Origin of the sequence: Rahnella sp. PAMC25617 (assembly GCF_050606005.1) — a bacterium.
GTDB classification, from domain to species: Bacteria; Pseudomonadota; Gammaproteobacteria; order Enterobacterales; family Enterobacteriaceae; genus Rahnella; species Rahnella variigena.
In genome coordinates, this window is record NZ_JBOCUM010000003.1 from 154,116 (window position 1) to 180,226 (window position 26,111).

Consider the following 26,111-nt stretch of genomic DNA (forward strand, 5'->3'; position numbering starts at 1 on the left):
AGGGGCGATGAATATTCACCGCCCGGCTATTCAAAATATTTATCGCATCACTGCAGGCGAAAAAGCGTAAGGCTGTGTTGAGTCGTCGCTCAACTCAACCTAACTGGCTGTTGAAACCCAGTTTTTTCAGCACATCAGCGGTGGCTGCATCGTCGCAAATCACCCGTAAAGATGACCACTCACGACGTTCTTCATAGAACTTACGCAGCTTGTCGAATTCACCCGGTTTCCCGGCGACACGGCGCAAAGGCCGGTCATCGCGGCGCACATCATACACTAAGTGAATAAGACGCAGCAGTTTGGCTTCGCTCAGCGCGCCACTCAGCGTCACTTCGGCAAATTCCGGCGCCGGAAGTAAGGATTCCAGCGGCACGGTTTGTGGCTGACCGATAAACTGGCTGAATGCCTCAAACACCTGCGTGGTGCCGCGCGCTTTGCCTTCCAGGCTGTAACCGGCAATATGAGCGGTACCGATGGCGACTTTATCCAGCAGCGCCAGCGATAAGTCTGGTTCCGGTTCCCAGACATCCAGCACGGCGGTCAGTTTTTTATTGCCGCTCAGCGCATCGAGCAGTGCCGCGTTATCCACTACTTCACCGCGACAGGCGTTGATCAGAATGCGATCAGCGGGCAGACGCGCCAGCAAATCCGCATCCACCAGATGATGCGTCGCATAAGGGCCGGACATATTCAGCGGCGTATGGAAAGTCAGGATATCCGCTTCTGCCACCAGTTTTTCCAGCGGCCAGAACTCACCGGCATCGCCACGGTCAGCACGCGGCGGATCGCACAATAACGTGCGCACACCCAGCGCTTCGAGGCGGGCATTCAGGCGTGTTCCCACGTTACCGACGCCGATAATTCCGACCGTTTTGTCGCGCAGCTGGAAACCGTCGCGCTGGGCAAGGATCAGCAAGGATGAGAAAACATATTCCACAACGGCAATGGCATTACAGCCCGGTGCCGCAGAGAAACCAATCCCGGCGCTGGCCAGCCATGCATCATCAACGTGATCGGTGCCCGCGGTGGCGGTCCCCACAAATTTCACCGGTTTTCCCGCCAGCAAACTCTCGTTCACTTTCGTCACAGAACGCACCATCAGCGCATCGGCATCATTCAGGGCGTCTTGCGGGATGGGACGGCCAGGAACGGCCTGCACGTTCCCCAGTCGGCTAAAAAGCTCGACGGCATACGGCATATTTTCATCAACCAGGATTTTCACGTTTGTCTCCGGCAGCATGGCCTAAAGAAAGAATAGAAAATAAAGAGGGCATTGATTTTGCCACGATACGGGGGCAGATCCCAACTTTCAGGGCACAGCTTTACCTGTCGTTACGAAAACGCTGCGGCGTCGTGCCGGAAATCTGCTGGAACATGGCGATAAACGCCGAAGACGAGCTGTAACCCAGATCGAGCGAGACGTCGTGCACCGTTTTACCCTGCTCGAGCAGGGAGATCGAATGCAGAAAACGCAACCGCTGACGCCACTGTGCAAAGCTCATCCCCAGTTCCTGCTGACAGCGCCGCGAGAGAGTGCGTTCGGTGGTATAGACCTGCTTTGCCCACTGCGCCAGCGACGTATTATCCGCCGGGTTTTTCTCCAGCGCATTCAGAACCGGTGCCAGCAGCTTATTTTCGGACGTCGGTAAATAGGTATTCTGTCGCGGTGCCAGACTGATTTGATCCAGCAAAACGCGGCACATGCGCAGGTCCGCTTCAGTTTGCGGCTCGGTCATATTTCGCGAGAAACAATCATCGGCAATGGCATTAAAAATGGCCGTCGGTGTCAGCAAACAAGGCTCAGCGGGCAAATCCGTATCGAGTTCCGGCGCAATATCGATGGCACAAAAACGCGTGGTCTTGCGGTTATAGCTTGAATGCTCAACCCCGGCAGGTACCCAGATGGCGAATTCACGCGGAGCCAGATAGCGCTGGCCGTTGACCTGCATGGCGAGAACGCCGGATTTCACGCAGATAATCTGGCTCCACGGATGTGAATGACGCACATATTCGGAATTCCCTTCCACAATCTCGCCGCGAAAAAGCAGCGTGACCGGCATTTTCTCGGGCAGTGGCGGATAATAACGGGGAGGCGCTGTACGGGGAGAAAGCATAAAAACCTTTTGTCTGTGACACGCGCGAGGGTTGTCTGAATTGCGCGATGTGTTGTCTGATTATCGTTATATCTAAGAAATAAGACAACCGTACACTAGCGTGACGATTTACTCAGGGATAATAATCAATGAATGCGCTGTTTCCTCTTTTTGCTGTACTCATCTGGTCGCTGAATGCGGTGGTGAGTAAAGCCTCGGCTTCCGCGATCGATCCGGCGGCCATTTCGTTCTACCGCTGGCTGCTGGCTTTATTAACGCTGACCCCTTTTGTGCTGCCCGGCTTGCTGCGTAATCTGCAGGCGGTAAAACAATATTGGTGGAAACTGCTGATCCTCGGTCTGCTGGGTATGGTGCTGTACCAGAGTCTGGCGTATTACGCCGCCCACAGCGTCAGCGCGCTGTTTATGGGGATCCTCAATTCGCTGATCCCTTTACTGACCGTGCTGATTGGTCTGGTGGTGCTGCGCATCGTCCCAACCGTCGGCGTGGCACTGGGCAGTATCATTTCACTCGGCGGCTTATTGTGGCTGGTGAGCGCGGGTGATCCGTCGCAGCTGTTGCAGCACGGCATCGGCAAGGGAGAACTGATGATGTTCGCTGCGTCTGCGTCTTATGCGTTGTACGGCGTATTAACCAAGCGCTGGGCGATACCGCTGCCGAACTGGCAATCGTTGTACGTGCAGATCATTTTCGGCGTGTTGCTGCTGTTGCCCAACTTCCTGCTCGCCAGTGATGTCAGCCTGAACGCGCATAATATTCCGCTGGTGCTGTTCGCGGGGATCCCGGCGTCGATTATTGCGCCCTTCCTGTGGATCCAGGGCGTTATCCGCCTTGGTGCCAATAAAGCGTCTATTTTCATGAACCTGTCGCCAATTTTCACGGCGGTGATCGCCGTGCTGTTCCTGCACGAACAGCTGCATAGCTATCATCTGATCGGCGGCGGTATCACGCTTGCCGGTGTGATCCTCGCGCAGCGTTTACGTAAACCTCTGTACTCCCGCAAGCCGCCTGCGACACAAAAAGACCTCGGTTAAACTATTGCGCCATCCGGAAAAAGGATGGCGTTTCTTGCTGCTTTTCGCTTTCGCGCCCCGCAATACATTTTCGCCCACCGTTTTAAGCAAAAATATCTTCAGGAATCTCCGCCAGTCAGCTTTTCACGGTGTCGGTGAAAACACTTTGCAGGTATGATGAGGCGCTTCCGCGCTCTGCGCCGTACTTGTTACTTTTAACCTGAGTTTATTAACCTTAAGTTTAAGTGACGTTTTTAATTTCCAGCGAAGGACGGTGATATGCAACCTTTGAGCGGCCCGGGTATGCCGGTTGGCGACAACAGAACACAACCACAGGGTCAAACCGTTCCTGCAAAAACAGGCGCTGAGCTGCCATTAACGCCGGTACAGCGCACGACGCTGGAAAAGCTGATCGTAAAGCTCATGGCACTGATGCCGGTCAAATCCGCTGAAATCTGGGCCAGCCTGCGCCACGAGCTTTCGCTGCCGCATGGCGCAGAAATCACCTCACAGCAGTTCCCGCAGGCTGAAAGCCTGTTACAGGGAAAGCTGACTCAGGCACAGGACAGCCACGCCTCGCGCCAGCTGATGGTGCAACTGACCGAACTATTGCCGCAGGGCAATAACCGTCAGGCAGTCAGTGATTTTATCCGCCAGAATTTCGGGCACACCGTGCTGAGCCAGCTGACGCATCCGCAGCTGCAACAGGTGCTGGACCTGATCCAGACCCGTCAGATGAATATCCCGCAACCGCAGCAGACGCCGGTCACAGACCGTCCTTTACTGCCTGCCGAGCACAACAGCCTGCAGCAGCTGGTAACCCGTCTAAGTGCAGCGACCGGCGAAGCACCGGTCAAAGTCTGGCAGACGCTGTTTACACTGGTGGGCGTTAAAGTCGGTGAACCTATCCCGGCAAAACATTTCCAGGTGCTGAGCCAATTCTTGCAGGTGAAAGCCTCACTCAGCCAGCAGACCACGGCTCCGACGCTGACCACGCTGCTCAGCGTGCTCAAGCAACCGGCCAGTACGCATGAAATCCATCAGCTGACCGAATATGCCGATAACCGCTTCAGTGCGGCGTTGTCTACACCGCTCAATCAGGCGCAGATCAGCGACCTGATCGGTGTGCTGTTCAGCCAGCGTGTTGACCGCTCACCGCGTGCGGACGAGACCGACGATGTATTCACGACCGTTTCGCGCACCGATCCGCAGCCGATCATGAATCCGCTGATTGCTATGTTGCCGCCTTCCATGCAGGCGATTGGCGGCAAACCGCTGCTGTTTATTGCGTTTGTGGTCGTCGCGATCCTGCTGTGGATCGTGTTTTAAACGCAGCCGCAATCATCAGGAGCCTGTGCCTTTGAATAGTTTCCGCGTTCTTCACCTGTTGCCAGCGGGTGCTGATCGCGGATCCAAAAATCCAGCCCGCCAATCATTTCCTTCACCCTGAATCCCAGCGTCGCCAGTTTGTACGCGCCTTGTGTTGAACCGTTGCATCCGATCCCGTCGCAATACGTCACATACACCTGCTCTTTACTGAGTTCGCGGGTGCTTTCTGCCGTCATCAGTTTATGCGGAAAGCTGACCGCACCCGGTACATGACCGCGCGCATAATGTTCAGCAGAACGGGTATCAATAACCACAATCCCGCTGACTCCATTTTGCAAATCCGCAGCGACATCAGCGGCATCGGTATAAAAGCTCAGTTTCGACAACAGATACGCCGCGCTGATTTCCGGCGACGGGGGTGCAAAATCCAAAACATAAGACTCTTGTTGCATAAACGCTTCCTTATAAAGTGATAGGACTAAAAACAGTTCCATCATCGCTGTTTTTGGTCTTATGATTAATGCCAATTTATGATCAACAATAAGACCGATTATGCCCGCGGCCCCTCAGCCATCCGCACTGATTACGCTTTTCGAAAACACGGCAGCCACAGCGTCAGGAACCCCCGCGGGTTTACGCGACAGGCTGTGTGCAGCGTTGCGGCAGGCAATGATTACCGGTGCTCTCGCGAGCGGAGAAAGACTGCCCTCTTCCCGGATGCTGGCGGCCGACCTCAAACTGTCACGCGTCACCGTGGAAGCCGCTTATGCACAAGTTGAAGCCGAGGGATATTTACAACGTCAGACCGGCAGGGGCACATTCGTCAGCGCATCGCTGCCGGAAACTCGCGTGTCGCGCAAAAACAAAACCGCCATTTCGGGGCTTTCAAGGCTGTCAGCACGGGGGCACAACATGGTGGCTACCGGCGGATGCCGTGATCCGCTGTCACCGGTTCCCTTCGCCGCTGGTTCCCCCGATCTGCGTGCTTTTCCGCTGAAGATCTGGAAGCAAATCACCGCCAGACAGCTACGGGCGCAGGGCGAACGGTTGCTGGGGTATGGGGATCCGCAAGGGTATCGGCCTCTGCGTGAGGCGGTCGCCAGCTATCTGCAGCAATCGCGGGGCGTTTTGTGCAGCCCGGAGCAAATCCTGATTACCACCAGTTCGCAGCAGGCGCTCCAGCTGTTGGCCATGTTGCTTGTCGACTCTGGTGATACTGTCTGGCTGGAACAACCCGGATACTTAGGCGCACGAAATGCCTTTGCCAGCGCAGGAGCCGACATTCGCGCTATTCCTGTTGATGGTCAGGGAATGGCGCCGGAACCAGATTTACCCGTACCGCGCCTGATCTATCTGACGCCGTCGCATCATTATCCGACGGGCGTAAGTCTGAGTTTGCCACGCCGTCTGCACCTGCTCAATTATGCAAAACGTCACGCCAGCTGGATTATAGAAGACGATTACGACAGCGAATTGCATTACGACGGGCGACCACTGCCTGCTATGCAGGGGCTGGATAAACATCAGCAGGTCATTTATCTCGGCACTTTCTCAAAAGTATTATTCCCGTCTTTGCGGCTGGCCTACGTCGTATTACCACCCGCCCTCGTTGGACCGATGGTGACACTGCGTACGGTGAATGACGGTCATTCTTCGCAGCTGATGCAGGCCGTTACTGCGGAATTTATGCACGCCGGACATTTCGCCTCGCACCTGCGTTTCACCCGCCAGCTTTACCACAGCCGCCGTGATCATCTGCTTGAACAAATCAGACAGAAAATTGAATGGCTCCGTCCGCAAATAGCGGCGGGCGGATTACAACTCGCTGCCCGTCTTCCTGCCGGACAGGAACAGTATTTCAGCGAACTTGCCGCGCGGGCTGGCATTGAAACACCGCGTCTTTCACCGTTATTTTTCGGCAATACCGGCCAGCACCAGGACGGCTGGCTGCTGGGGTTTTCAGCATTAACGCCTGCTGAAATCACCGCCGCCGTAAACCGCCTGGCCTCGCTGAAAGTGGCCGTTATTTAGCGAACAGCGCCAGCAAAAACCAACCCGCAACACCGCTGAATAGCAGGAACGGGAAGGAATAATAGTGAAATCTGAGCCAGATCTTTTTGTCATTCGCCATGCGCAGCGCAATGAGATTTGCCAGCGACCCGATCGCCAGCCCGAAACCACCCGCATTCACGGCGTAGGCCAGCAATGCGCCGGAAGGCAGATAGTTGATCATCAAAATCGTCGCCGGTACATTGCTGATCACCTGAGAAAGTCCGATGCTGAGCAGATAATGCGCGTAATCCGGCAGGCCGTGGATCTGCGTAAATGCCGGCTGTAGAACCGGTAGGCCTACGATCAGGCGTACATCGATAAACATCACGATGAAAACCAAAATCAGCGGCCAGTCAATGCGCAGCAGAACCCCGCGTGCCAGCAGCAGGAAACATAAAACCACCGCCAGCAAGCCATACAGCGCCAGCCCCAGATCCACACAGGCGATAAACACTACGTACAACGCCACGCAGCAAACCAGTAATCGTTTCTGGAACGGGTAGCCCTGATTGCTTTCCAGCTTTTTCAGGCGGTGTGAAGGAAAACAGAACCAGGTGACCGCCAGCAGCGCGACCAGCGTGATCAACGCCAGCGGTGCCATCTGCCCGATGAAATGCAAAAACGATAAACCGGACTTATTCCATAACAGAATGTTTTGCGGATTTCCTATCGGCGTGAGCAGCGAACCGGCATTCACCGCCAGCGCTTCAAATATGATCAACCGCGTCACCGGCAACGACGTCATTTTTTTCAGTGTGATCGTCAGCGGAATAACGATAAACAACGCCACATCGTTGGTCATAAACGTGGAAAGCACCGCCGCCGCCATCACCAGAAACAGCGCCAGCCTGCGTTCATTATCGATGGCGTTGATCATCTTGCGGCCAACAAAATCAAAATAACCGCTGACCTCAACGCCTTTGGTCAGCATCAGTAATCCCAGCAAAGTGACGATGGTGTCCCAGTCAACAAACTGCGGGAACTGGAGGATTTTTGCAGGCTGAAACAGGGTCAGTGCGATACCCAGCACAATCAGAAGATGCAAAAATCTGTCCCGTAAAAAAGGTTTCAATACAGTGCCAAACGCCGCTATCAACATGGTTATTCTTCGCTGAACAAGATGCGCTGACGTTACCCGAAGAATCAAACCTCTGCCACTGCAAAAATGATTTCTCCGCGACATCGCGCAAAAAAAAACGAGGCTCATACAGAGCCCCGTCATGATGTTGCGGCACGTCCCGCAAATTGTTTATTTCACGTCACGTCCGCGCAGGTTTAACCGACCGCAGACTGGACTTTCACTGCACGCCTGTTTCTCTGCCAGCGAAAAACATCTATCAGCAGAAAAATCACCAGACTCGCCCCCATCACCGGCAGTGAAATCGCCAGCCCGAGAGTGATGAAAAAAATCGGGCATTGCAGGCTGAATGGCACGGATCTCCAAGTTTGCAGCAGCGTAACAGCCGGATTACCGCCGTCATTGCTGACCGTTTTGCGCAGCCACCACAGGCGATATCCCCAGGCAATCATCACGCAAAGCCCGAGACCAAAAATCACCAGAATGGCCTGATTCCAGATACCGAAGAGAATCCCCATATGCGCATCCACACCCCAGCGGGTCAGTTTGGCGAGCAGAGGAAAATCAGCAAAACGGGTGTGATCGACAATCTGCATCGAACGGGGATCGACTGAAACCGCATCAACCTGCGTTGGCCAGCTGCGGTCGACTTCCGTCACCGTCCAGGCTTTACCGGCTGAATAAGCCGGGCGAATTTCGATTTTATGCGCCTCAATCCCCGAATCACGCGCCGCCTGAACAACGGCATCAAAAGCCGGAGAAGAAACTGTGACAGCCTGCGGCACAGCAGGCATTGCGTGTTCTGACATGTCCATTCCCGGCATATCAGGCATGTCTGCCATCTGCGCATGATGCTCCGCATGTTCATCGGCCGGTACAGCCTCTGCCAGCGGATCCAGACTGGTTTTCACGGCAGGCGTCATCCAGCCCATATAAGCGCGCAGTACGCCAATATTGTCTCCAGCCCATTGTGACCACGTCAGACCGGTAGCGGAGAAGAACAGCAAGCCCGCCAGTAATATCAGACCGAGCGAGCTGTGCCAGCGGCGGCTGTTCTGCTGTTTCTCGATTTTCTCACTCAGCTTGCGCGGCATACGGGATTTGCGGCGGCTGCTCAACCACAGGACGACTCCGCCAAGCGCGGCAACCCACAGCCATGAAGCGGCGAGCTCACTGTAAATGCGCCCTGCATCGCCCAGTAACAGGCCACGATGTAAATCATCCAGCCAGGTACGGAAAGGCAAAATGCCGCTGGTGCCGTACACCGTCATGTCGCCCTTCACCGCCAGCGTGATGGGATCGATAAAAATCGCACGGCTTTTGGATGCCCCGAGTTGCGGATCAGAAAACATCACCCGCGTCGTTTCCCCCTCGGACGGTGCCGGTCTGACCGCATAAATCTTTTTATCCTGACCGGTTACGTTTAGTGCCGCATCAATCTGTCGCGAAAGGGGCTGTGGTTCGCCCTGTGAGGACGTAAAGAGCGCATCAGAATAGAGATAATTTTCGAACTGAGGGGTCAGCACATATAACGTGCCGGTCAGTGCCGCGACAAAAATGAACGGGCCCACGAACAGGCCAATGTAAAAATGCACACGGCGCAGCAACGCCATAAAGGCCGCTTGCGCAGGCATTTTTTTACCCGCGCCGGAAGGCAGGTTTGCTGGTTGATTCATAAATCTGATTTCCTGAATTTCAAATAGCACGCCGTCAACAGCGACAAGAATCGCGGTTAACTTGAAAGAAATTATTCAGAGGCAGTTACAGAAAAACAGGCGGTGCGCGGGGTTGGGAATCCGTGAAGAACAATGAAGGGATCAGACGTTGTATGACAGCGCGCGGTGGGGCACGACTGGAGAAATCCAGCGACCACTGCATCGGCATAGCCTGTAAATCGAGCATCGGTAAATGCACCAGCAGCACGCAATAACCGCACGCGGCATCGCTCATGTCACCGGAAAGCATCGCTTTCACCGCATCCTGCGGCGCTGATTTACAGGTTTGCTTCTGACAATGTTCCATAGATGAGACGTGATGGTCTGACAATTCCATGTCAGCCATCTCTGCGTCCGGCATATCCATGTCCATATCGGACATCATCATGCCGGGCATCATCATATGCTGCGCACCCTCAGCCACCAGTGATTTGGAAATCACCGGCGCAATAAACAACATCAGGATCGCCACAATTCCGAGCCAGGCCGGAACATGCAGATGTCGATGATGGAGGTGTCTGAGTGAGAGCATTATGTCAACAAGGTGAAAATAAGAAGCGGCTAAATTGTACCTGAATTGTTGAGAAACATATCCAAAATCATTCGAGTTGCATCAAGGCGGCGAGAGAATAAATCCTCAGGAGCTTACAAAAGTAAGTGACTGAGGTGAATGAACGAAAACAACGCAGAGGCGGTTCGAAGGATGATGGATGTAAAAAAGCCCGCTCGGAAGCAGGCTTTTATTCAGACATCAACGACGGGAATTATTTGTCGTTTTTCAGCTTACGCATGACCAGCGTGGCGTTGGTGCCGCCGAAGCCGAAGCTGTTAGACATCACTGTCGTCAGCTCGCGCTGAGTCGGTTTAGTGATGATGTCCATGCCTTCTGCCTGCTCATCGAGGTTATCGATGTTGATGCTTGGCGCGATGAAGCCGTGTTCAGCCATCAGCAAGGTGTAAATGGCTTCCTGAACGCCAGCGGCACCCAGAGAGTGACCGGTCATGGCTTTGGTAGAAGACAGTGCCGGGGTTTTATCGCCGAACACTTCACGGATAGCACCCAGTTCTTTCACGTCGCCGACCGGAGTAGATGTCCCGTGCACGTTAACGTAATCGATTGGAGTATCCACGCCGTTCATTGCCATTTTCATGCAACGTACTGCGCCTTCGCCAGATGGAGCCACCATGTCTGCGCCGTCAGACGTTGCGCCGTAGCCAACGATTTCTGCGTAGATGTGTGCGCCACGTGCCAGAGCATGTTCCAGCTCTTCGACAACAACCATACCGCCGCCGCCTGCGATAACGAAACCGTCACGCGCTTTGTCGTAGGTACGGGAAGCTTTGTCTGGTGTTTCGTTGTAGCTGGTGGACAGTGCGCCCATCGCGTCGAATTCACACGCCATTTCCCAGCACAGTTCTTCACCGCCGCCTGCAAACACAACGTCCTGTTTGCCCAGCTGGATCATTTCTACCGCGTTACCGATGCAGTGTGCAGAGGTGGCGCAGGCAGAGCTGATGGAATAGTTCACACCGCGAATTTTGAACGGCGTCGCGAGGCAGGCAGAAACGCCGGAGGCCATCGCTTTGGTCACCATATATGGGCCAACGCCGCGCAGGCCTTTGGCACGCATACCGTCGGAGCCCGCAACCTGGTTGCGTGGTGAACCGCCGCCGGAACCTGCAATCAGGCCGGTACGTTCGTTGGAGACCATTTCAGGGGTCAGACCGGAGTCTTCAATCGCCTGTTGCATGGACAGGTAAGCGTAGATCGAGGCATCACTCATGAAACGCACAATCTTACGATCGATAAGGCCTGCGGTGTCTAATTTGACATCACCCCAGACGTGACTACGCATCCCGGCATCTTTCAGCTCTTGCGAGAAGGTGATCCCAGAGCGACCTTCCTGCAGAGATGCAAGAACTTCCTGCTTGTTGTTACCGATGCTCGAGATGATACCCAGGCCAGTAATCACTGCACGTTTCATTTAATACCTCTTGTACTATTCACCATTTGGGATTTCGTCACGCACTCTAGCGTACAGTTGTACGCCGAACAAGTCCGATCAGCAATTCCTTGTGTAAATCGTGGTAAATTTGCGCAGGGTCAAACGCAGCGTTAAACTCCGGCATCGCCTTGAACTGAGAGAGTTTCACGTGAGCCATAACCCGATCACGCCCGCCGAATTAAGCTGGAACGAACAGGGTACACCTGTTTCCCGACATTTTGATGACGTCTATTTTTCCAACCAGAACGGCCTGCTGGAAACCCGTCATGTTTTTCTCAACGGCAACCATTTTCCGGCGCGTTTTGCCGCGCACCCTCGCCCGCTGTGTATCATCGCGGAGACCGGTTTTGGCACCGGTTTGAACTTTCTGTCGCTGTGGCAGGCCTTCGATGCGTTTCACGCCGAAAACCCTGACGCCACGCTGCAACGTCTGCATTTCATCAGTTACGAAAAATTCCCGCTGTCTGCCCGTGATCTCGCGACAGCACACACGCAGTGGCCCGAACTCGCTGCGTATTCCGCACAGCTTTGCGAACAATGGCCGATGGCCTTTTCGGGCTGCCACCGCCTGCTGCTGGCGGGCGGACGTATCACGCTCGACCTGTGGTTCGGCGATGTGACTACCCTGCTGCCCGCATGTGACACCAGTATGAATCAGCAGGTCGATGCCTGGTTTCTTGACGGCTTCGCGCCTTCCAAAAACCCCGACATGTGGACCGAAGACTTATTCCGTTCGATGGCGATAATGACCCGTCCGCAAGGCACCTTCGCGACATTTACCGTGGCCGGTTTCGTGCGCCGCGGATTGCAGGACGCAGGTTTTGACATCAGCAAGGTGCCGGGATTCGGCGAAAAGCGGCATATGTTAGCCGGTGTGCTGCCGGCAAAAATTGATGTACCGCATCCCGCGCCATGGTATGTGCGTCCCGCAGCAAAAAATGCCACAGAGTTTGCAGTGTCAGGCGGCGGTGTGGCCAGTGCCGTGTTGTCGCTGGCGTTACTTCGCCGTGGATTTGCCGTCACGCTGTATTGCGCCGATGAAAAACCAGCACTCGGCGCTTCCGGCAACCGTCAGGGCGCGGTCTATCCGCTGCTCAATGGCCGTGGTGATACGCTGGAAAACTTCTTTGCTCACGCCTTCACCTTCGCCCGCCGTCAGTATGCGCAGCTTGAAAAACGGGATGTGCCTTTCGATCACGGCTGGAGCGGCGTAACGCAACTCGGTTATGACGAAAAAAGTCAGGGCAAAATCGACGGGATCCTCAAAGGCGGCTGGCCGGAAGAACTGGCAAAAGGACTGAGTGAAGAAGACGTAGAAGCGTTGTGCGGATTACCGTGCGGCAGCGGCGGCATCACCTATCCGCTCGGTGCCTGGCTATGCCCGGCCGAACTGACCGCCTCACTGATTTCACTTGCCGAAACACAAGGCTTAACCGTGAATTACGGTCATCGAGTGACCGCATTAGAATCTGACGCGGATTCGCAGTGGACGCTGACCTTCGCCGGCGGCCATACAACCCGTCATCAGGCTGTCGTACTGGCAAACGGCGCGGACATTACAGATTTCAGCCAGACGGAAAAACTGCCGGTTTACGCGGTCAGCGGTCAGGTTTCGCATATTCCAACCACACCGGCGCTGAGCAAACTGAAGCAGGTGCTGTGTTACGACGGCTATATGACGCCGGTCAGCCCGCAAAATCAGCATCATTGCATCGGTGCAAGCTATCACCGCGCAGACAAATGCACGGATTACCGCGACGACGATCAGCAGGAAAACCGCCAGCGTCTGATCAGTTGTCTGCCGGAACAGCAATGGCCGCATGACGTGGATGTCAGTGAAGGTGAAGCGCGTAACGGAGTGCGTTGTGCGACGCGGGATCACCTGCCGATGATCGGCTCCGTATCGGATTACGATGCGTTACTGGAAAGTTATAAAAAGCTGGATCTGGATGTTAAGCGCCATCGCCCTGTTGCAGAAGCACCGGTCTATGAAAACTTGTTCCTGTTTGGTGCGCTGGGCTCACGCGGGCTAAGTTCCGCACCGCTGGGTGCAGAAATACTGGCCGCGCAGATTGCCGGTGAACCGATACCTATGGACAGCGAAACGCTGGCAGCATTGAACCCGAACCGCATGTGGGTCAGAAAACTGCTGAAAGGCCGCCCGGTCGAATCGCATTAACCCGCCCCTTCTCAGGCAATAAAAAAGCGCAGCCGGTTAATCCGTCGCTGCGCTTTTTTTTACTGAAAAGAGATTACTGAGGGAGAGATGCCTGATATAAATTTTCCCACATCCCCTGCACCAGAAGCTGATCGCGCGGTGAAAGTTCACCGGCTCTGATGGCTTTGTCCAGACCATCCTGAACACGGATTTTCAACGCTTCGGCGGTGTGTTCACCGTTCTCTTCCGCTTCTGCCACGGCGACGGTCAGGTGGCCTCGCAGATAGCCACTGGCAAATAACTCATCGTCGCTGGCGCTTTCGACCATATCGTCGATCAGCGTTAAAATCCGCGTTTCAAATTCTGCGATCATTACTCTTCCTCTCGTGTTCAGTTCTTATTCGATCGGCTGCAATGCAGGGAAATCTGCAGGCGTCAAAGGGGCCGTATTGTAAAACGATTGTAGCGCTTTAATAAAGCGCGCCGGTCTTTCAGGGATGCCCTGCTCCAGCATACGCAACACTTCTTCACGGACTTTATTCTGAAAACCCACGCGGTCCGGCTCGCAATCGCCGCTCAGGTTGTCACAACTGACGTTGAAATTAAAACCCGCCGCCGCGCAGAACAGCCATTCGTAAGATTGTGGTTTGATTTCCACTTTCTCAAATTCACTTTGCGTTTGTGCGTCACGACCGTCCGGGCAATACCAGTAGCCGAAATCCACCAGTTTATGGCGCTCAGCACCGGCCACGCACCAGTGAGAAATTTCATGCATGCCGCTGGCGTAATAACCGTGTGCGAACACAATGCGGTTAAACGGTTCTTGTTCATCAGCAGGCAGATAGATCGGTTCGTCGTCGCCTTTCACTAAGCGAACGTTGAATTCCTCAAAAAAGCAGGAATCAAAAATGTCGATCAATTGATGATAGTTATGTGTTGCAGTCGAATCAGACATAATTGCAGTGAAACTCGTTAAAGTAAGATCAGGGGCGACAATATACCCCTGTTTAAACGCGTGTTTTCATGACTTCGGGCAAGCATTCTGCTGCTCCGGACATTATAAATGCAGGCTTAACCACTGATGAATTTCGGCACCATGATTGTCGTAAATCAGCTTGCAGCTCATGACGACGGAAACAGCGACCACCATCGGGCGGATCATCTTCTGCCCCTTACTAAGCACCATACGTGCGCCCAGTCTTGCGCCGATAAACTGTCCGGCGGCCATCACAAATCCCAGCACCCAAATCACTTTGCCGCCCAGTATAAAGAAGATCAGGCCGCCCAGGTTTGAAGTGAAATTCAGGACTTTCGCATGTGCCGTGGCTTTTGCCAGGTTAAACCCGCATAACGTCACGAAGGCCAGCGCGTAGAAAGAACCGGCACCGGGACCAAAAAATCCATCATAGAAACCAACACAACCGCCGCCCACCAGCGCATAAGGCAGTGCATTTAGGCGTCTTGCCCGGTCACTTTCGCCCAGCCGTGGCGTCAGTAAAAAATATAAACCGATGCAGATGATCAGCAGCGGTAACACCTGACGCAACATGTCTGCGCGAAGGTGCTGGATAAGGATCGCGCCAATCACCGAACCGGCAAAGGTACAGGCAATATTCAGCTTCTGATCGTTAAGATCCACCACGCCACGCCGCACAAAGTACAGACTGGCAGAAAAGGATCCCCCTATAGACGATAGCTTATTGGTCGCAATCGCCTGAGCTGGCGGAACCCCCGCCGCGAGCAGCGCTGGCAGGCTGATCAGCCCGCCGCCGCCCGCGATGGAATCTATGAAACCGGCAAACAGTGCAACGAAAAATAAAACGACTAAAACCCACGGGGCAACAATCAACCAGTCCATTTTTCTGTCAGCTCGCTATGCGTGGCGAAGAGTAAGTGAAACCTGTTAAAGAACGTGTTTATCCAGCAGCGCCTGACATGATGGCGGCAACGGAGGCGGCTCTTTTTTCACAGAGGTTCCGCTGCCCGGTTTAGGCGGCAGGAACCAGCTTTGCAGCTCAGCGCCACAACCATCACCCGGAGGTGGCGGTGCCTGATTCTCACACTCGAGATTACCGACCGGACAACGCAGGCGAACATGCATGTGTGCGCGATGACCAAACCACGGACGCACTTTATGCAGCCACTCACGATCCGTTCCGGCATCCAGACATAATTGCTGTTTAATGGCCGGATTGACGAAGATCCGCACGACGTCTTTATCCTGCGCGGCCATTTTGATCAGCGTTTCAATCCGTGGCTGCCACTGGCTCTTCACAATGGATTTACCGTTAGCACTGACCAGATCGATAGGCTGCGGTTTGAGCAGCATCTGCTCGCTCCAGCGCTGGCGCGGCAGTTGCAGCCAGATATCCACATCCAGCCCTGACTGATGGCTGGCGTGACCGCTGCTGAAACGACCACCGGCTGGCATCGCCATATCACCGACCAGCATTGTGCCCAGGCCTTTTTGCTGCGCCTGAGTGCCGAGACGGGTAATAAAGGCCAGTAAATCCGGCTGCCCGAAATAACGGCGCTGATCGGTGCGCATGACCTGATAAGCCGGCGAGTTCAGCGGCAATGGCTGAGCGCCAACCTGACAACCATTGGCATAGCTGCCGATCGCTTCAGGCGTGCCTGCAACAGGATGGGTGATTTTCTGCCACGGCGTTGCTGCCATCGCAGGTGCGCAAAGCGCCAGCGCCAGAAGACCGGCGCTGACGGCTTTTATCGCTGCAAATGTGCGTAAGGTTTTCATCAATGGATTACCAGCGTGGCACGGAAGAATGAACGTCGCCATTCTGGGCGCGCTGACGCAATAAGTGATCCATCAGCACGATCGCCATCATCGCTTCGGCAATTGGCACGGCGCGGATACCCACGCAAGGATCATGACGACCTTTGGTGATCATCTCGACCTGCTCGCCTTCGCGGTTAATCGTGCGTCCCGGAACGGTGATGCTGGAGGTCGGTTTCAGCGCCAGATGAGCAACAACCGGCTGACCGCTGCTGATCCCGCCAAGAATGCCGCCCGCGTGGTTGCTTTCGAAACCGTTCGGTGTGATTTCATCACGGTTTTCACTGCCGCGTTTATTCACCACCGCAAAGCCGTCACCGATTTCCACGCCTTTAACCGCATTGATGCTCATCAGCGCGTGCGCCAGATCGGCATCCAGACGGTCAAACACCGGCTCGCCAAGACCGACCGGCACGTGATCTGCTACGACGGTGATTTTAGCGCCGATGGAATCGCCTTCTTTTTTCAACGCGCGCATCAGTTCATCCAGCGCTTCGAGCTTGCTTTCATCCGGACAGAAGAATGGGTTGGTTTCGACCAGGTCCCAGTCTTTCAGTTCACAGGTGATATCGCCCATCTGGGACATATAACCGCGCACTTTAACGCCAAATTTTTCCAGAAGATATTTCTTGGCAACCGCGCCAGCAGCAACGCGCATCGCCGTTTCACGGGCAGAAGAACGGCCGCCGCCACGGTAATCGCGCACGCCGTATTTTTGTTCGTAGGTGTAATCCGCATGTCCCGGACGGAACACGTCTTTGATCGCGCTGTAATCCTGAGAACGCTGATCGGTATTCTGGATAATCAGACCGATGCTGGTGCCGGTGGTCACGCCTTCAAAAACGCCGGAAAGAATTTTAACTTCATCGGCTTCGCGGCGCTGCGTGGTGTAACGCGAGGTGCCCGGACGACGACGGTCGAGATCGTGTTGCAGGTCTGCTTCGGTCAGCGCAATACCCGGCGGCACGCCGTCAATAATACAGCCCAGTGCCACACCGTGGGATTCGCCAAAAGTAGTGACGCGGAAAAACTGCCCAATACTGTTCCCTGCCATCACGGCTCCTTAACCATTATGTTGATTGTTTTCTGAATGACCGGTGATGAACCGGCCATTATTTTTTAGTCGATCAAGCGCAATTTTTTTGATCAGTCGCGGTACGCTTTGAAATGTTCAGCACAATCTATCAGCTGCTGCCTGGTCAGCATGAATACGCCGTCGCCGCCATTTTCAAATTCCAGCCAGGTGAACGGAATATCAGGATACTGGTCCATCAGATGCACCATGCTGTTACCCACTTCGCACACCAGCACGCCGTTATCGGTCAGGTAATCCGGCGCACAAGCCAGAATGCGGCGGGTCAGTTTCAGGCCATCGCTGCCGGAAGCCAGACCCAGTACGGGCTCGTGGCGATATTCCTGCGGCAGGTCAGACATATCTTCTTCATCCACATACGGCGGATTGGTCACAATCAGGTCGTACTGCAACGCAGGTAATTCGCGGAACAGGTCAGAGCGGATTGGGGTCACCCAGTTCTCGATGCCGTGCGTGTCGATATTGCGCTCGGCCACTGCCAGCGCGTCGGCAGAAATATCTACCGCATCCACTTCGGTTTCCGGGAACGCGTAAGCGCAGGCGATAGCGATACAGCCGCTGCCGGTACACATATCGAGAATATGCTGCGGTTTATCCTGCAGGATCCCGGCGAAACGGTTGTTGATAAGTTCACCAATCGGCGAACGCGGCACCAGCACGCGTTCATCGACATAAAACTCCATGTCGCAGAACCAGGCTTTGTTAGTCAGATAAGCGACCGGTACGCGTTCGTTAACACGGCGGATCACGCGCTCAACAATACGGTGCCGCTCGCTGGAAGTCAGACGCGCGGTGTGCATATCTTCAGGAATGTCGAGCGGCAAAAACACGCTTGGCAACACCAGCTGCACTGCTTCGTCCCACGGGTTATCGGTGCCGTGACCGTAATAGACATTGGCCGCGTTCAGGCGGCTGACGGTCCAGCGCAGCATATCCTTAATGGTATGCAGTTCACTGACAGCTTCGTCGACGAAAATTTTGTCCAATTTTATTCTCCAGGCAGTGCACGGGTTTTTAACAGACGTTTAACCCATTATTTGCCGCATAGTTTGCCACGAAGCCCGCCACAAATCAGCAGCTAGTCAACGCACTTGCGCGATGTCTCGAAGAATTTAACCCTGAGTTTTCTTTAAACCGCAGGGCGACGGAAGGTACACTGTGTGGATTGAGCGAAAATGACGATGAAATGATGAAGAAAAAGCACCTGCTCAGCCCGGAAGAAACGGCGTTATTCCGCGAGGCTGTACCGGGCGTCAAGCGCCTGAAAAACGATACAATTACGCACCGCCCGCCGCGAAAAAAGGGGGCTGAACTGTCACCTAAAAAGCTGATTCAGGAGCAGGTGGACGCGAGTTATTATTTTTCTGATGAATTCCAGCCGATGTTGCAGGAAGAAGGTCCGGTTCGCCATATCCGGCCAGACGTCAGTCATTTTGAGTTGAAAAAATTACGCCGCGGGGATTATTCGCCAGAGTTGTTTCTTGATTTACACGGCTTAACGCAGAAAGAAGCCAAGCAGGAATTAGGTGCGCTGATCGCTGCCTGCCGCCGTGAGCACGTCCATTGCGCCTGCGTGATGCACGGTCACGGCAAACATATTCTCAAACAACAAACGCCTTTATGGCTGGCGCAACATCCTGACGTCGAAGCCTTCCACCAGGCGCCGAAAGAACTTGGTGGCACCGCCGCCCTGCTGGTGCTGGTGGAACTGGACGACAAAATCAGCTGACCCATCCCGACGTTCAGAAACGAGAAAGGCACAGCCAAAGCTGTGCCTTTCTTTTGTCTGTCGCTGAACTGTCTGTCTCAGAACAGATCCCCTAAATAATTCGGATTGCAGCAAGGCGGCAAGTGAACGCATCCCCGGGAGCATAGATAACTATGTGACCGGGGTAAGTGAGCGCAGCCAACGCATCTGCAATGCGAAGTATGACGGGGATTATACCTTAGCCATTACCTGGCATGGGCTGAACTGCCAGTCAAAGCTGCCCTGCCCGGTTTCACCGTTTAACTCGATGCTGGCCATGGCTGACGTGGCGAACATCGGCGGGCAAACGCCAGGACAGAGTTCTGCAACCAGATAACCGACCAACGGCAGGTGAGACACCACCAGCACGGCACTGACGCCGGTTAGCGCCAGATGTTGCAGTTCACTGGCGACCAGAGCAGGATCACCGCCCGGCGTCAGTTCCTTGAGAATATCAATTTCTACGTTTTCAGGCAGAGACAGACACTGGCGAACTTTTTCAAGCGTCTGCTGCGCACGCAGATACGGACTGACCAGAACACGATCAATTTTGACGCCACGACCATTCAGCCAGGCCGCCATATGTACTGATTCGTCACATCCGCATTCGCTTAACGGGCGAACTGAGTCGCTTGCAGCTTCGAGCACTGCATCACCGTGACGCATAATTACAACTTGCATATTGCACCGCTTTTGTTAACAAAAATAGCGCTATACAGAAACGCCGTGCGTGCTGTATTACCCATTGCCCAGCTGTTTTTCATCATATTTCAAATGACCTTTCTCATTACAAGATAGCTGTAAGGCAGTACATCCACTTAACCGGCTGTGCCCACATGCTTTGCATGGTAAGTATCAGCGGTCGGGCATTTTGCCTGAAAGTTCACGTAAAGAAAACGCTGTTTTTTACACCAACACTTACTGCTTGTAAACTGCTCAGGCGATTATTTAACCACTTGGGTTGTAGATCAATCGTTTGGGATTGTTTCTGTACAAAGTCAGTCTCACCATAAAAAAGATCCCGCAGGCCTTCGGCTGGCCACAAGCAGGATCTATTCCAGATTCCCGCGAAACTCAGTAATAAGCAGTGACAGCTGTCACACTTTACTGACCTTTTCACCGGGGCCGTCTGTCAAAAAACAGGGCTCGCCCTGCTCAGCCCTGCGCACCAGCCCTTCGCATGGCCGGAAATGCTCGCCATAGCGTTGCGCCAGCTGATCCAGCGTTTTCACCACGTTCGCTGCACCGAGCGTGTCTATGTAACGGAACGGACCACCACGGAATGGCGGGAAGCCAATGCCGAACACTGCCCCCAGGTCACCATCCCGCGCACTGCGGATCACCTGTTCATCCAGACAACGTACCGCTTCGTTAAGCATCAGCATCACACAGCGCTGCGCAATCTCTTCTTCCGACTGCTGCGCTTTCGGCGTGACATTCAGCAGCCGGTAAATCGCAGGATCGACCTGTTTCTTCTTCGCCGTCCGGCCTTTTTGCCCGTAGAGATAGAAACCTTTGCCGTTCTTACGCCCTTTGCGATCGTCTTTCAGCACAGCATCAAAACCCGATGGCGCAGCAAAACGCTCACCAAATGCATCCACCAGAATCGGACCTATTTTAGTGCCGACATCAATACCGACTTCATCCAGCAACTGTATCGGGCCGACCGGAAAACCAAAATTCACCAGCGCTTTATCGATGTGATCGACGGGTTCGCCCGCCAGCAAACAGCGGGCAGCTTCATTGATGTACGGCGCCAGAATGCGGTTTACGTAGAATCCGGCGCTGTCGCCGACCACAATCGCTGTTTTCCCCTGTTTCTTCGCCAGGGAAACTGTGGTCGAAATCGTCTGCGCACTGGTTCCTGCATGGGGTATCACTTCCACCAGCGGCATCTTATCCACCGGACTAAAATAGTGCAGGCCGATCACCTGTTCAGGCCGGCTGGCCTGCTCTGCAATCTTATGGATAGGCAGTGAAGATGTGTTTGAAGCAAATATTGTGCGCGGAGCGGCGTTATTCTCGATTTCCGCCACCATCGACTGTTTGAGAGACAAATCCTCAAACACCGCTTCCACCACGATATCAATCTGCGCAAAACCGCTGTAATCGGTGGTGCCGGAAATCAGCATCATCTGGCGTTGCTGTTCATTACGGGTCAGCCTGCGGCTGCGCACCTTTTTCTCCAGCAAATCCCAGCTGTATTTCAGCGCATGACGGATGCCTTCCTGATTAATATCTTTGATGCGTACCGGCAGTCCGGCTTTGGTGGCAGTGACGTTGGCGATACCACCGCCCATCAGGCCGCCGCCCAGAATGCCCACATGGCGTACCGGCAAGGGTTCGGCATCGCCACCCTTCTCTTTTTTCAGCGCAGTGGATGCGAAAAACAGGCCGCGCAATGCCGCCGATTCCGGCGTCATGACCAGTTCGCCAAAGGATTTCGCTTCAGCCTGATAGCCGTTGCCGCTGCCCTGATCGAGACCGGTTTTCACCACATCAATAATTTTTTCGGTCGCCGGGTAATTACCGTGCGTTTTGGCACGGGTCTGTTTGCGCACAAAATGGAACAGCACACTTTTGCCCAACGGGCCACCGGCCAGCCGCGCCTGCCACGGCAATGGCGGACGTGACTGACGCCCTTTCGCCACGCGCTCAAGTGCCGTTTGCAGCAAAATTGAATAAGGTACCGCGTCATCCACCAGTCCCATTCTCAGCGCCTGTTTCGCGCGAATGCTGCGACCGGTAAGCATCATATCCAGTGCTTTCGGCGCACCGATTAAACGCGGAAGACGCTGTGTGCCGCCGGAGCCCGGCAGCAGGCCAAGCTGCACTTCCGGGAGGCCGAGTTGCGTTTTATCATCGAGGGAACAGACGCGTGAATGACACGCCAGCGCCAGTTCAAGTCCGCCGCCCAGACAGGCACCGTGGATGGCCGCAACAACGGGCACCGGAAACGAAGCGATCTGCGACATCACCGTCTGCCCTTTTCGCGCCAGATTGCTGGCCTCATCGGCGCTCTTACAACCCGATATCATGGTGATATCCGCACCGGCAATAAATGAGTCGGATTTACCGGAAACCAGCACCAGCCCCTTCAGACTGGGATATTGCTGGGCTTTTTGCAGAATGGTACAAATTTGTTGAGCGAATTCAGCCTTTAAGGTATTCACCTTTTCGCCGGGAACGTCGATGGTGATAATCCCGATGTGCTCCGCGGTGAACATCAGTGAAAAAGCAGAAACCGGTTCTGCCGGAGTGATTTCCGGAATGTTTGGGTTTTCCATATTATCCCTCATTGCGCTGCCTCCAGAATCATTGCTGCGCCTAAGCCACCGGCGGCACAGGCCGTCGTCAGCCCGTATTTTCCGCCACGACGGCGTAATTCATGCAAAGTCTGGGTGATCATTCGTGCGCCAGTCGCGGCAAAAGGATGGCCGTAAGCCAGTGATCCGCCCAGAACGTTAAATTTATCCCAGTCTATTTCGCCAACTGCCTGACTGCGGCCAAGTTTCTCACGGGCAAATTCATCACTGGCTAACATTTTGATATTCGCCAGGGTCTGCGCGGCAAATGCTTCGTGCATATCAATCAGGTCAAGATCACCGAGCGTCAGACCGGCACGATCCAGCGCCAGCGGCGTGGCATAAGCCGGACCAAGCAGCATGTCTTCCCACACGTCGATGGCGGCAAACGCAAAACTTGTCAGATAACCGAGAGGCTGCAAACCGAGTTCACGCGCCCGCGATTCGCTCATCATCAGTACCGCGGCCGCGCCGTCGGTCAGCGGCGTACTGGTCGCGGCGGTCACGGTGCCGTGTTTGCGATCAAACGCCGGACGCAATTTGGCGTATTGCCCGATTTCAGAATTCAGGCGGATATTGTTGTCTTTTTGCAGCACTTCACGGTAAGGCGGAACCTGCGCGGCCATCACCTGAGAATTCAGATAGCCCTGCTCCCACGCCTGTGCCGCCAGCGTGTGAGAACGGTGCGCGAGTTCATCCTGCTGTTCGCGGGAAATATTATGACTTTTCGCCATCTGTTCCGCAGTATCGCCCATGCGCAGACCGGTGGAATATTCTGCCACAGCAGGCGGAACTGGCATCAGGTCGCGCAGTTTAAGTTTGCTGAAAATGGACAGACGCTGCGACAGCGTGCGCGCTTTGTTGACGTCCACCAGGGCGCGGGCGAGACGTTTGCTGACGCCAATCGGCAGAACCGAAGACGAATCGGCTCCGCCTGCAATCCCGACGCTGATCGTGCCGCTCATAATGCTTTCCGCGACGTTGGCGACCGCCTGAAAACTGGTGGCGCAGGCACGCGAAACGCTGTAGGCGTCAGTCGACACATTCATGCCGGTGCCGAGGACGATTTCGCGCGCAATATTTGGTGCTTCCGGCATCTGCACGACTTGCCCGAATACCAGCTGATCGATGATCTTCGGGTCGATCCCACTTTTCGCCAGTAACTCACTGACCACTATTTTGCCGAGGTCTACGGCGGGAATGCCGTGATAGGCGGTGGCCTGTTTGGCAAACGGCGTACGCAAACCATCGACAATCGCAATGCGATCGCCTTCACGTGTCACCAGTGGAATGACTTTATTCATACAAGCTCCTGAGAAAAAATAGGGTCTTAAGAGGTCAGACCTGATAACTCAGTTTTAACTATGTATTTACATTTGGCAAAGTGAAAGGCAATGAAGTGCGAGCAACAGCAAATTTTTCTGAAATAAGAATGAGAAGAAAGGCAGCGGGCAGAAATAGCGGACAAAAAAATACCGCTTATATAAGCGGTATTACAATTTAAAACTTCCCCTAAATAATTTGAGTCTCAGAAAGGCGGCAATCGAAGTAATCCCGATGAGCTGACATAAGTCAGTGATTCGGGTTACTGAGTGCAGCCAACGCATCTGCGGCTCAAAGTATGACGGGGATCAGCGCAAGGCTAACTGGAAGATCATGGTTTCTGCCTGGCAGCTGAAAGTGAAATCGATATTCAGCTCAACGCCGCCTTCCACTTTTTCGATACGGCTCTTGATTTCGCAAGGCTCGGATTCGACGCCGCGTGCGCGTTCGGTCAGGGCTTCCAGCGTTTCTTTAGCCTGTGCTTCATTTTCAAAAACGTGGCTGTAAGATGCGGTGCAATCGGTGTTATCCATGATGGTGCCCACATCAACACAGCAGCAGGCTGCGGTTTCTTCTGCGCCGCATTTGTTGATGGAGTGCAGAGGTTGGGTGGATTTAGAGGACATGGTTACGTCAGACATAATTTTCTCCCCGGCATCAACGGCAACGTCCACCGTCTGGCCTGTTTGCGAATAAAGTTTTATTTCCAGCCTGTATTTTACGCCACCGTTCTGGCAACACACTAGCACTTACTTATTATGTGCCTTTGAAGTGATCCAGATCACGTATATGTAAGTAATCGATTAAAACTACGTCATCGTTCTTACTTTAACGTTTCTTAATTGAACTTTTATTGTTGGTTTTTTGTTAAGTGGATCCAATTTCTTGCATCATTTCTTAAATATCAATGAAACATTATTGCAACTACACCACAGGTCAGACCTATACTTCGCTCACTGGTCTGATTTGTCAGACTGATAACGAACCCTACAATCCCGCGCTCATTGTTACTTGATGTAACATTGTTTGATAAAAAACATAATATTGAGGTTTTGGTCATGAACCAGAAAAACCTGTTTAAAAGATCAGCTCTGGCAGCTGCAGTGGCAATTGTTTCCTCCAACGTATACGCGGCAGGTTTTCAGTTAAATGAATATACTGCTGCGGGTTTAGGTCGTTCATTCTCAGGCGAAGGTGCTATTGCTGACACCGCCGCATCCGGTAGCCGTAACCCGGCAACCATGACCATGTTTAATCGTCCGGCGTTTTCTATGGGCGCGATTTATGTCGACCCGGACGTCAGCGTGACGGGGAAATCCCCGGTCACCGGTGCCAGCACCAGTGATGATAATATTGCGCCAAATCAGTGGGTGCCGAATATCCACTTTATTATGCCGCTGGATGATCAATGGGCGGTTGGCGCATCTGCGACGTCTAACTACGGTCTGGCGACAGAATTTAGCGATAACTATCCGGCAGGCCCGATTGGCGGTGAAACAGATCTCACCACCATAAACACTAACTTAAGTGTTGCTTACCGTTTGAACCAGAATTTCAGCTTCGGTTTGGGCTTTGATGCCGTCTACGCGAAAGCAAAAATCCGTCGTACTGCCGGTGAACTGGTGCCGATTAAAACCGGCGGCTTACTGCCAGCAGATACTGAAGCCGCCAAGCTGAAAGGCGACGAGTGGGGCTACGGCTGGAACGCCGGTATTCTTTATGAAGTCGATGACAATAACCGTTACGGCTTTACTTATCGCTCAGAAGTTAAAATCGACTTTGACGGCGAGTACCGCAACGGCATTCCTCAGGCGTTAGGCGGCACAGGCGGTCACACCGTTCCGGGTTCCCTGACCCTGAACCTGCCAGAAATGTGGGAAGTGTCCGGTTATAACAAAGTGGCACCGAAATGGGCGATTCACTACAGCCTGGCTTACACCAGCTGGAGCCAGTTCCAGGAGCTGAAAGCTACCGGTTCTAACGGCCAGACCCTGTTCCAGAAAGAAGAAGGCTACCATGATGCTTATCGCATCGCGTTAGGTACCACGTATTACTACGATGATAACTGGACGTTCCGTACCGGTATCGCCTTCGATGACAGTCCGGTTCCGGCTGATAACCGCACCATTTCTATCCCGGATCAGGACCGCTTCTGGGTTTCTGCGGGTACCACGTATGCCTTCAATAAAGATGCATCCGTCGATGTGGGTGTGTCTTACATGCATGGCCAGACGGTGAATATCAGCGAGAAAGTGGCTGATGGCGTGCCGAACTATGAATTCCAGGCTAAAGGCACCGCTATGCTGTACGGCGCTAACTTTAACTATAGCTTCTGATGAACCAAAGCTTCTGATGAACTGAATGTTACGTCAGATATGAAAAAA

General features: G+C 53.9%; 23 protein-coding genes. 6 read left to right on the forward strand and 17 right to left on the reverse strand.

Annotation, left to right across the window (positions count from 1 at the left end):
• Positions 1-94 precede the first annotated feature (94 nt).
• Together pdxB and ACM615_RS02825 are read right to left on the reverse strand one after the other, a co-directional pair.
• A complete protein-coding gene (pdxB, locus tag ACM615_RS02820) occupies positions 95-1,222 on the reverse strand; it encodes a 4-phosphoerythronate dehydrogenase PdxB (RefSeq protein ID WP_431011401.1) in 1,128 nt (375 codons plus the stop codon).
• 100 nt (positions 1,223-1,322) lie between these two features.
• Complete coding sequence (locus tag ACM615_RS02825) at positions 1,323-2,114, reverse strand: AraC family transcriptional regulator (RefSeq protein WP_431011402.1); 792 nt, start codon at positions 2,112-2,114, stop codon at positions 1,323-1,325.
• A gap of 128 nt (positions 2,115-2,242) precedes the next feature.
• On the opposite strand from ACM615_RS02825, the gene ACM615_RS02830 reads away from it, so the two are divergent.
• Both ACM615_RS02830 and flk read left to right on the forward strand, forming a co-directional pair.
• Entirely contained in the window at positions 2,243-3,148 is a 906-nt protein-coding gene (locus ACM615_RS02830; protein ID WP_129639059.1) for a DMT family transporter, read from the forward strand.
• Positions 3,149-3,406: 258 nt separating this feature from the next.
• A complete protein-coding gene (gene flk / locus ACM615_RS02835) occupies positions 3,407-4,456 on the forward strand; it encodes a flagella biosynthesis regulator Flk (RefSeq protein WP_431011403.1) in 1,050 nt (349 codons plus the stop codon).
• On the opposite strand, the gene ACM615_RS02840 is transcribed toward flk, so the two are convergent.
• Positions 4,453-4,908, reverse strand: a complete 456-nt coding sequence (locus ACM615_RS02840) for a rhodanese-like domain-containing protein (protein WP_129639060.1) — start codon at positions 4,906-4,908, stop codon at positions 4,453-4,455. The genes flk and ACM615_RS02840 overlap by 4 nt on opposite strands.
• A 100-nt stretch (positions 4,909-5,008) precedes the next feature.
• Here ACM615_RS02840 and ACM615_RS02845 point away from each other — a divergent pair, with 100 nt between their 5' ends.
• On the forward strand, positions 5,009-6,487 hold the full coding sequence (locus tag ACM615_RS02845) for a PLP-dependent aminotransferase family protein (RefSeq protein WP_431011404.1): 1,479 nt from the start codon (positions 5,009-5,011) through the stop codon (positions 6,485-6,487).
• Here the strand turns inward: ACM615_RS02845 and ACM615_RS02850 are convergent.
• The 4 genes from ACM615_RS02850 to fabB all read right to left on the reverse strand — a co-directional run bounded on the left by ACM615_RS02850 (position 6,480) and on the right by fabB (position 11,286).
• Positions 6,480-7,607, reverse strand: a complete 1,128-nt coding sequence (locus tag ACM615_RS02850; protein WP_129639062.1) for an SLC13 family permease — start codon at positions 7,605-7,607, stop codon at positions 6,480-6,482. The two genes, ACM615_RS02845 and ACM615_RS02850, sit on opposite strands and share 8 nt — an antisense overlap.
• A 176-nt stretch (positions 7,608-7,783) precedes the next feature.
• Positions 7,784-9,262, reverse strand: a complete 1,479-nt coding sequence (locus tag ACM615_RS02855) for a PepSY-associated TM helix domain-containing protein (RefSeq protein ID WP_431011405.1) — start codon at positions 9,260-9,262, stop codon at positions 7,784-7,786.
• A gap of 85 nt (positions 9,263-9,347) precedes the next feature.
• The gene (locus ACM615_RS02860) at positions 9,348-9,833 is read right to left on the reverse strand and encodes a DUF2946 domain-containing protein (RefSeq protein WP_431011406.1); all 486 of its coding nucleotides are present in this window, start codon (positions 9,831-9,833) and stop codon (positions 9,348-9,350) included.
• A 232-nt stretch (positions 9,834-10,065) separates the two neighbouring features.
• Positions 10,066-11,286 carry a beta-ketoacyl-ACP synthase I gene (fabB, locus tag ACM615_RS02865; protein ID WP_112287120.1) on the reverse strand — a complete coding sequence of 407 codons (1,221 nt, stop codon included), beginning with the start codon at positions 11,284-11,286 and terminating at the stop codon, positions 10,066-10,068.
• Between the two features lie 169 nt (positions 11,287-11,455).
• Between fabB and mnmC the strand changes: the two genes are divergently transcribed.
• Positions 11,456-13,486 carry a bifunctional tRNA (5-methylaminomethyl-2-thiouridine)(34)-methyltransferase MnmD/FAD-dependent 5-carboxymethylaminomethyl-2-thiouridine(34) oxidoreductase MnmC gene (gene mnmC / locus ACM615_RS02870; protein WP_431011407.1) on the forward strand — a complete coding sequence of 677 codons (2,031 nt, stop codon included), beginning with the start codon at positions 11,456-11,458 and terminating at the stop codon, positions 13,484-13,486.
• A 73-nt stretch (positions 13,487-13,559) separates the two neighbouring features.
• Here the strand turns inward: mnmC and ACM615_RS02875 are convergent, their stop codons facing one another.
• The 6 genes from ACM615_RS02875 to prmB all read right to left on the reverse strand — a co-directional run bounded on the left by ACM615_RS02875 (position 13,560) and on the right by prmB (position 18,338).
• Positions 13,560-13,838, reverse strand: coding sequence for a YfcL family protein (locus tag ACM615_RS02875; RefSeq protein ID WP_112287122.1), 279 nt, complete (start codon positions 13,836-13,838; stop codon positions 13,560-13,562).
• A 24-nt stretch (positions 13,839-13,862) separates the two neighbouring features.
• Positions 13,863-14,420, reverse strand: coding sequence for an elongation factor P hydroxylase (locus ACM615_RS02880; protein ID WP_113877016.1), 558 nt, complete (start codon positions 14,418-14,420; stop codon positions 13,863-13,865).
• A 102-nt stretch (positions 14,421-14,522) separates the two neighbouring features.
• A complete protein-coding gene (locus tag ACM615_RS02885; protein WP_112287124.1) occupies positions 14,523-15,323 on the reverse strand; it encodes a sulfite exporter TauE/SafE family protein in 801 nt (266 codons plus the stop codon).
• A 45-nt stretch (positions 15,324-15,368) separates the two neighbouring features.
• On the reverse strand, positions 15,369-16,142 hold the full coding sequence (mepA, locus tag ACM615_RS02890) for a penicillin-insensitive murein endopeptidase (protein ID WP_369920529.1): 774 nt from the start codon (positions 16,140-16,142) through the stop codon (positions 15,369-15,371).
• 85 nt (positions 16,143-16,227) lie between these two features.
• Positions 16,228-17,313 carry a chorismate synthase gene (gene aroC / locus ACM615_RS02895; protein WP_112287126.1) on the reverse strand — a complete coding sequence of 362 codons (1,086 nt, stop codon included), beginning with the start codon at positions 17,311-17,313 and terminating at the stop codon, positions 16,228-16,230.
• A gap of 92 nt (positions 17,314-17,405) precedes the next feature.
• Positions 17,406-18,338, reverse strand: a complete 933-nt coding sequence (gene prmB, locus ACM615_RS02900; RefSeq protein WP_129639067.1) for a 50S ribosomal protein L3 N(5)-glutamine methyltransferase — start codon at positions 18,336-18,338, stop codon at positions 17,406-17,408.
• A gap of 203 nt (positions 18,339-18,541) precedes the next feature.
• Between prmB and smrB the strand changes: the two genes are divergently transcribed.
• A complete protein-coding gene (smrB, locus tag ACM615_RS02905) occupies positions 18,542-19,081 on the forward strand; it encodes an endonuclease SmrB (RefSeq protein WP_112287211.1) in 540 nt (179 codons plus the stop codon).
• Positions 19,082-19,291: 210 nt separating this feature from the next.
• On the opposite strand, the gene sixA is transcribed toward smrB, so the two are convergent.
• The 4 genes from sixA to ACM615_RS02925 form a co-directional block, all read right to left on the reverse strand.
• Positions 19,292-19,780 (reverse strand): phosphohistidine phosphatase SixA, encoded by a 489-nt coding sequence (gene sixA / locus ACM615_RS02910; protein WP_112287128.1) that lies wholly within the window; start codon positions 19,778-19,780, stop codon positions 19,292-19,294.
• Between the two features lie 416 nt (positions 19,781-20,196).
• Positions 20,197-22,398: a fatty acid oxidation complex subunit alpha FadJ gene (gene fadJ, locus ACM615_RS02915; protein ID WP_129639068.1), complete on the reverse strand. Its 2,202-nt coding sequence runs from the start codon at positions 22,396-22,398 to the stop codon at positions 20,197-20,199.
• Positions 22,395-23,708 (reverse strand): acetyl-CoA C-acyltransferase FadI, encoded by a 1,314-nt coding sequence (gene fadI / locus ACM615_RS02920; protein WP_129639069.1) that lies wholly within the window; start codon positions 23,706-23,708, stop codon positions 22,395-22,397. Before fadI ends, fadJ begins: the two co-directional genes overlap by 4 nt.
• Before the next feature lie 327 nt (positions 23,709-24,035).
• Positions 24,036-24,368: a YfcZ/YiiS family protein gene (locus ACM615_RS02925; RefSeq protein WP_129639070.1), complete on the reverse strand. Its 333-nt coding sequence runs from the start codon at positions 24,366-24,368 to the stop codon at positions 24,036-24,038.
• A gap of 417 nt (positions 24,369-24,785) precedes the next feature.
• Here ACM615_RS02925 and fadL point away from each other — a divergent pair, with 417 nt between their 5' ends.
• On the forward strand, positions 24,786-26,063 hold the full coding sequence (gene fadL, locus ACM615_RS02930) for a long-chain fatty acid transporter FadL (protein WP_113877010.1): 1,278 nt from the start codon (positions 24,786-24,788) through the stop codon (positions 26,061-26,063).
• Positions 26,064-26,111 lie beyond the last annotated feature (48 nt).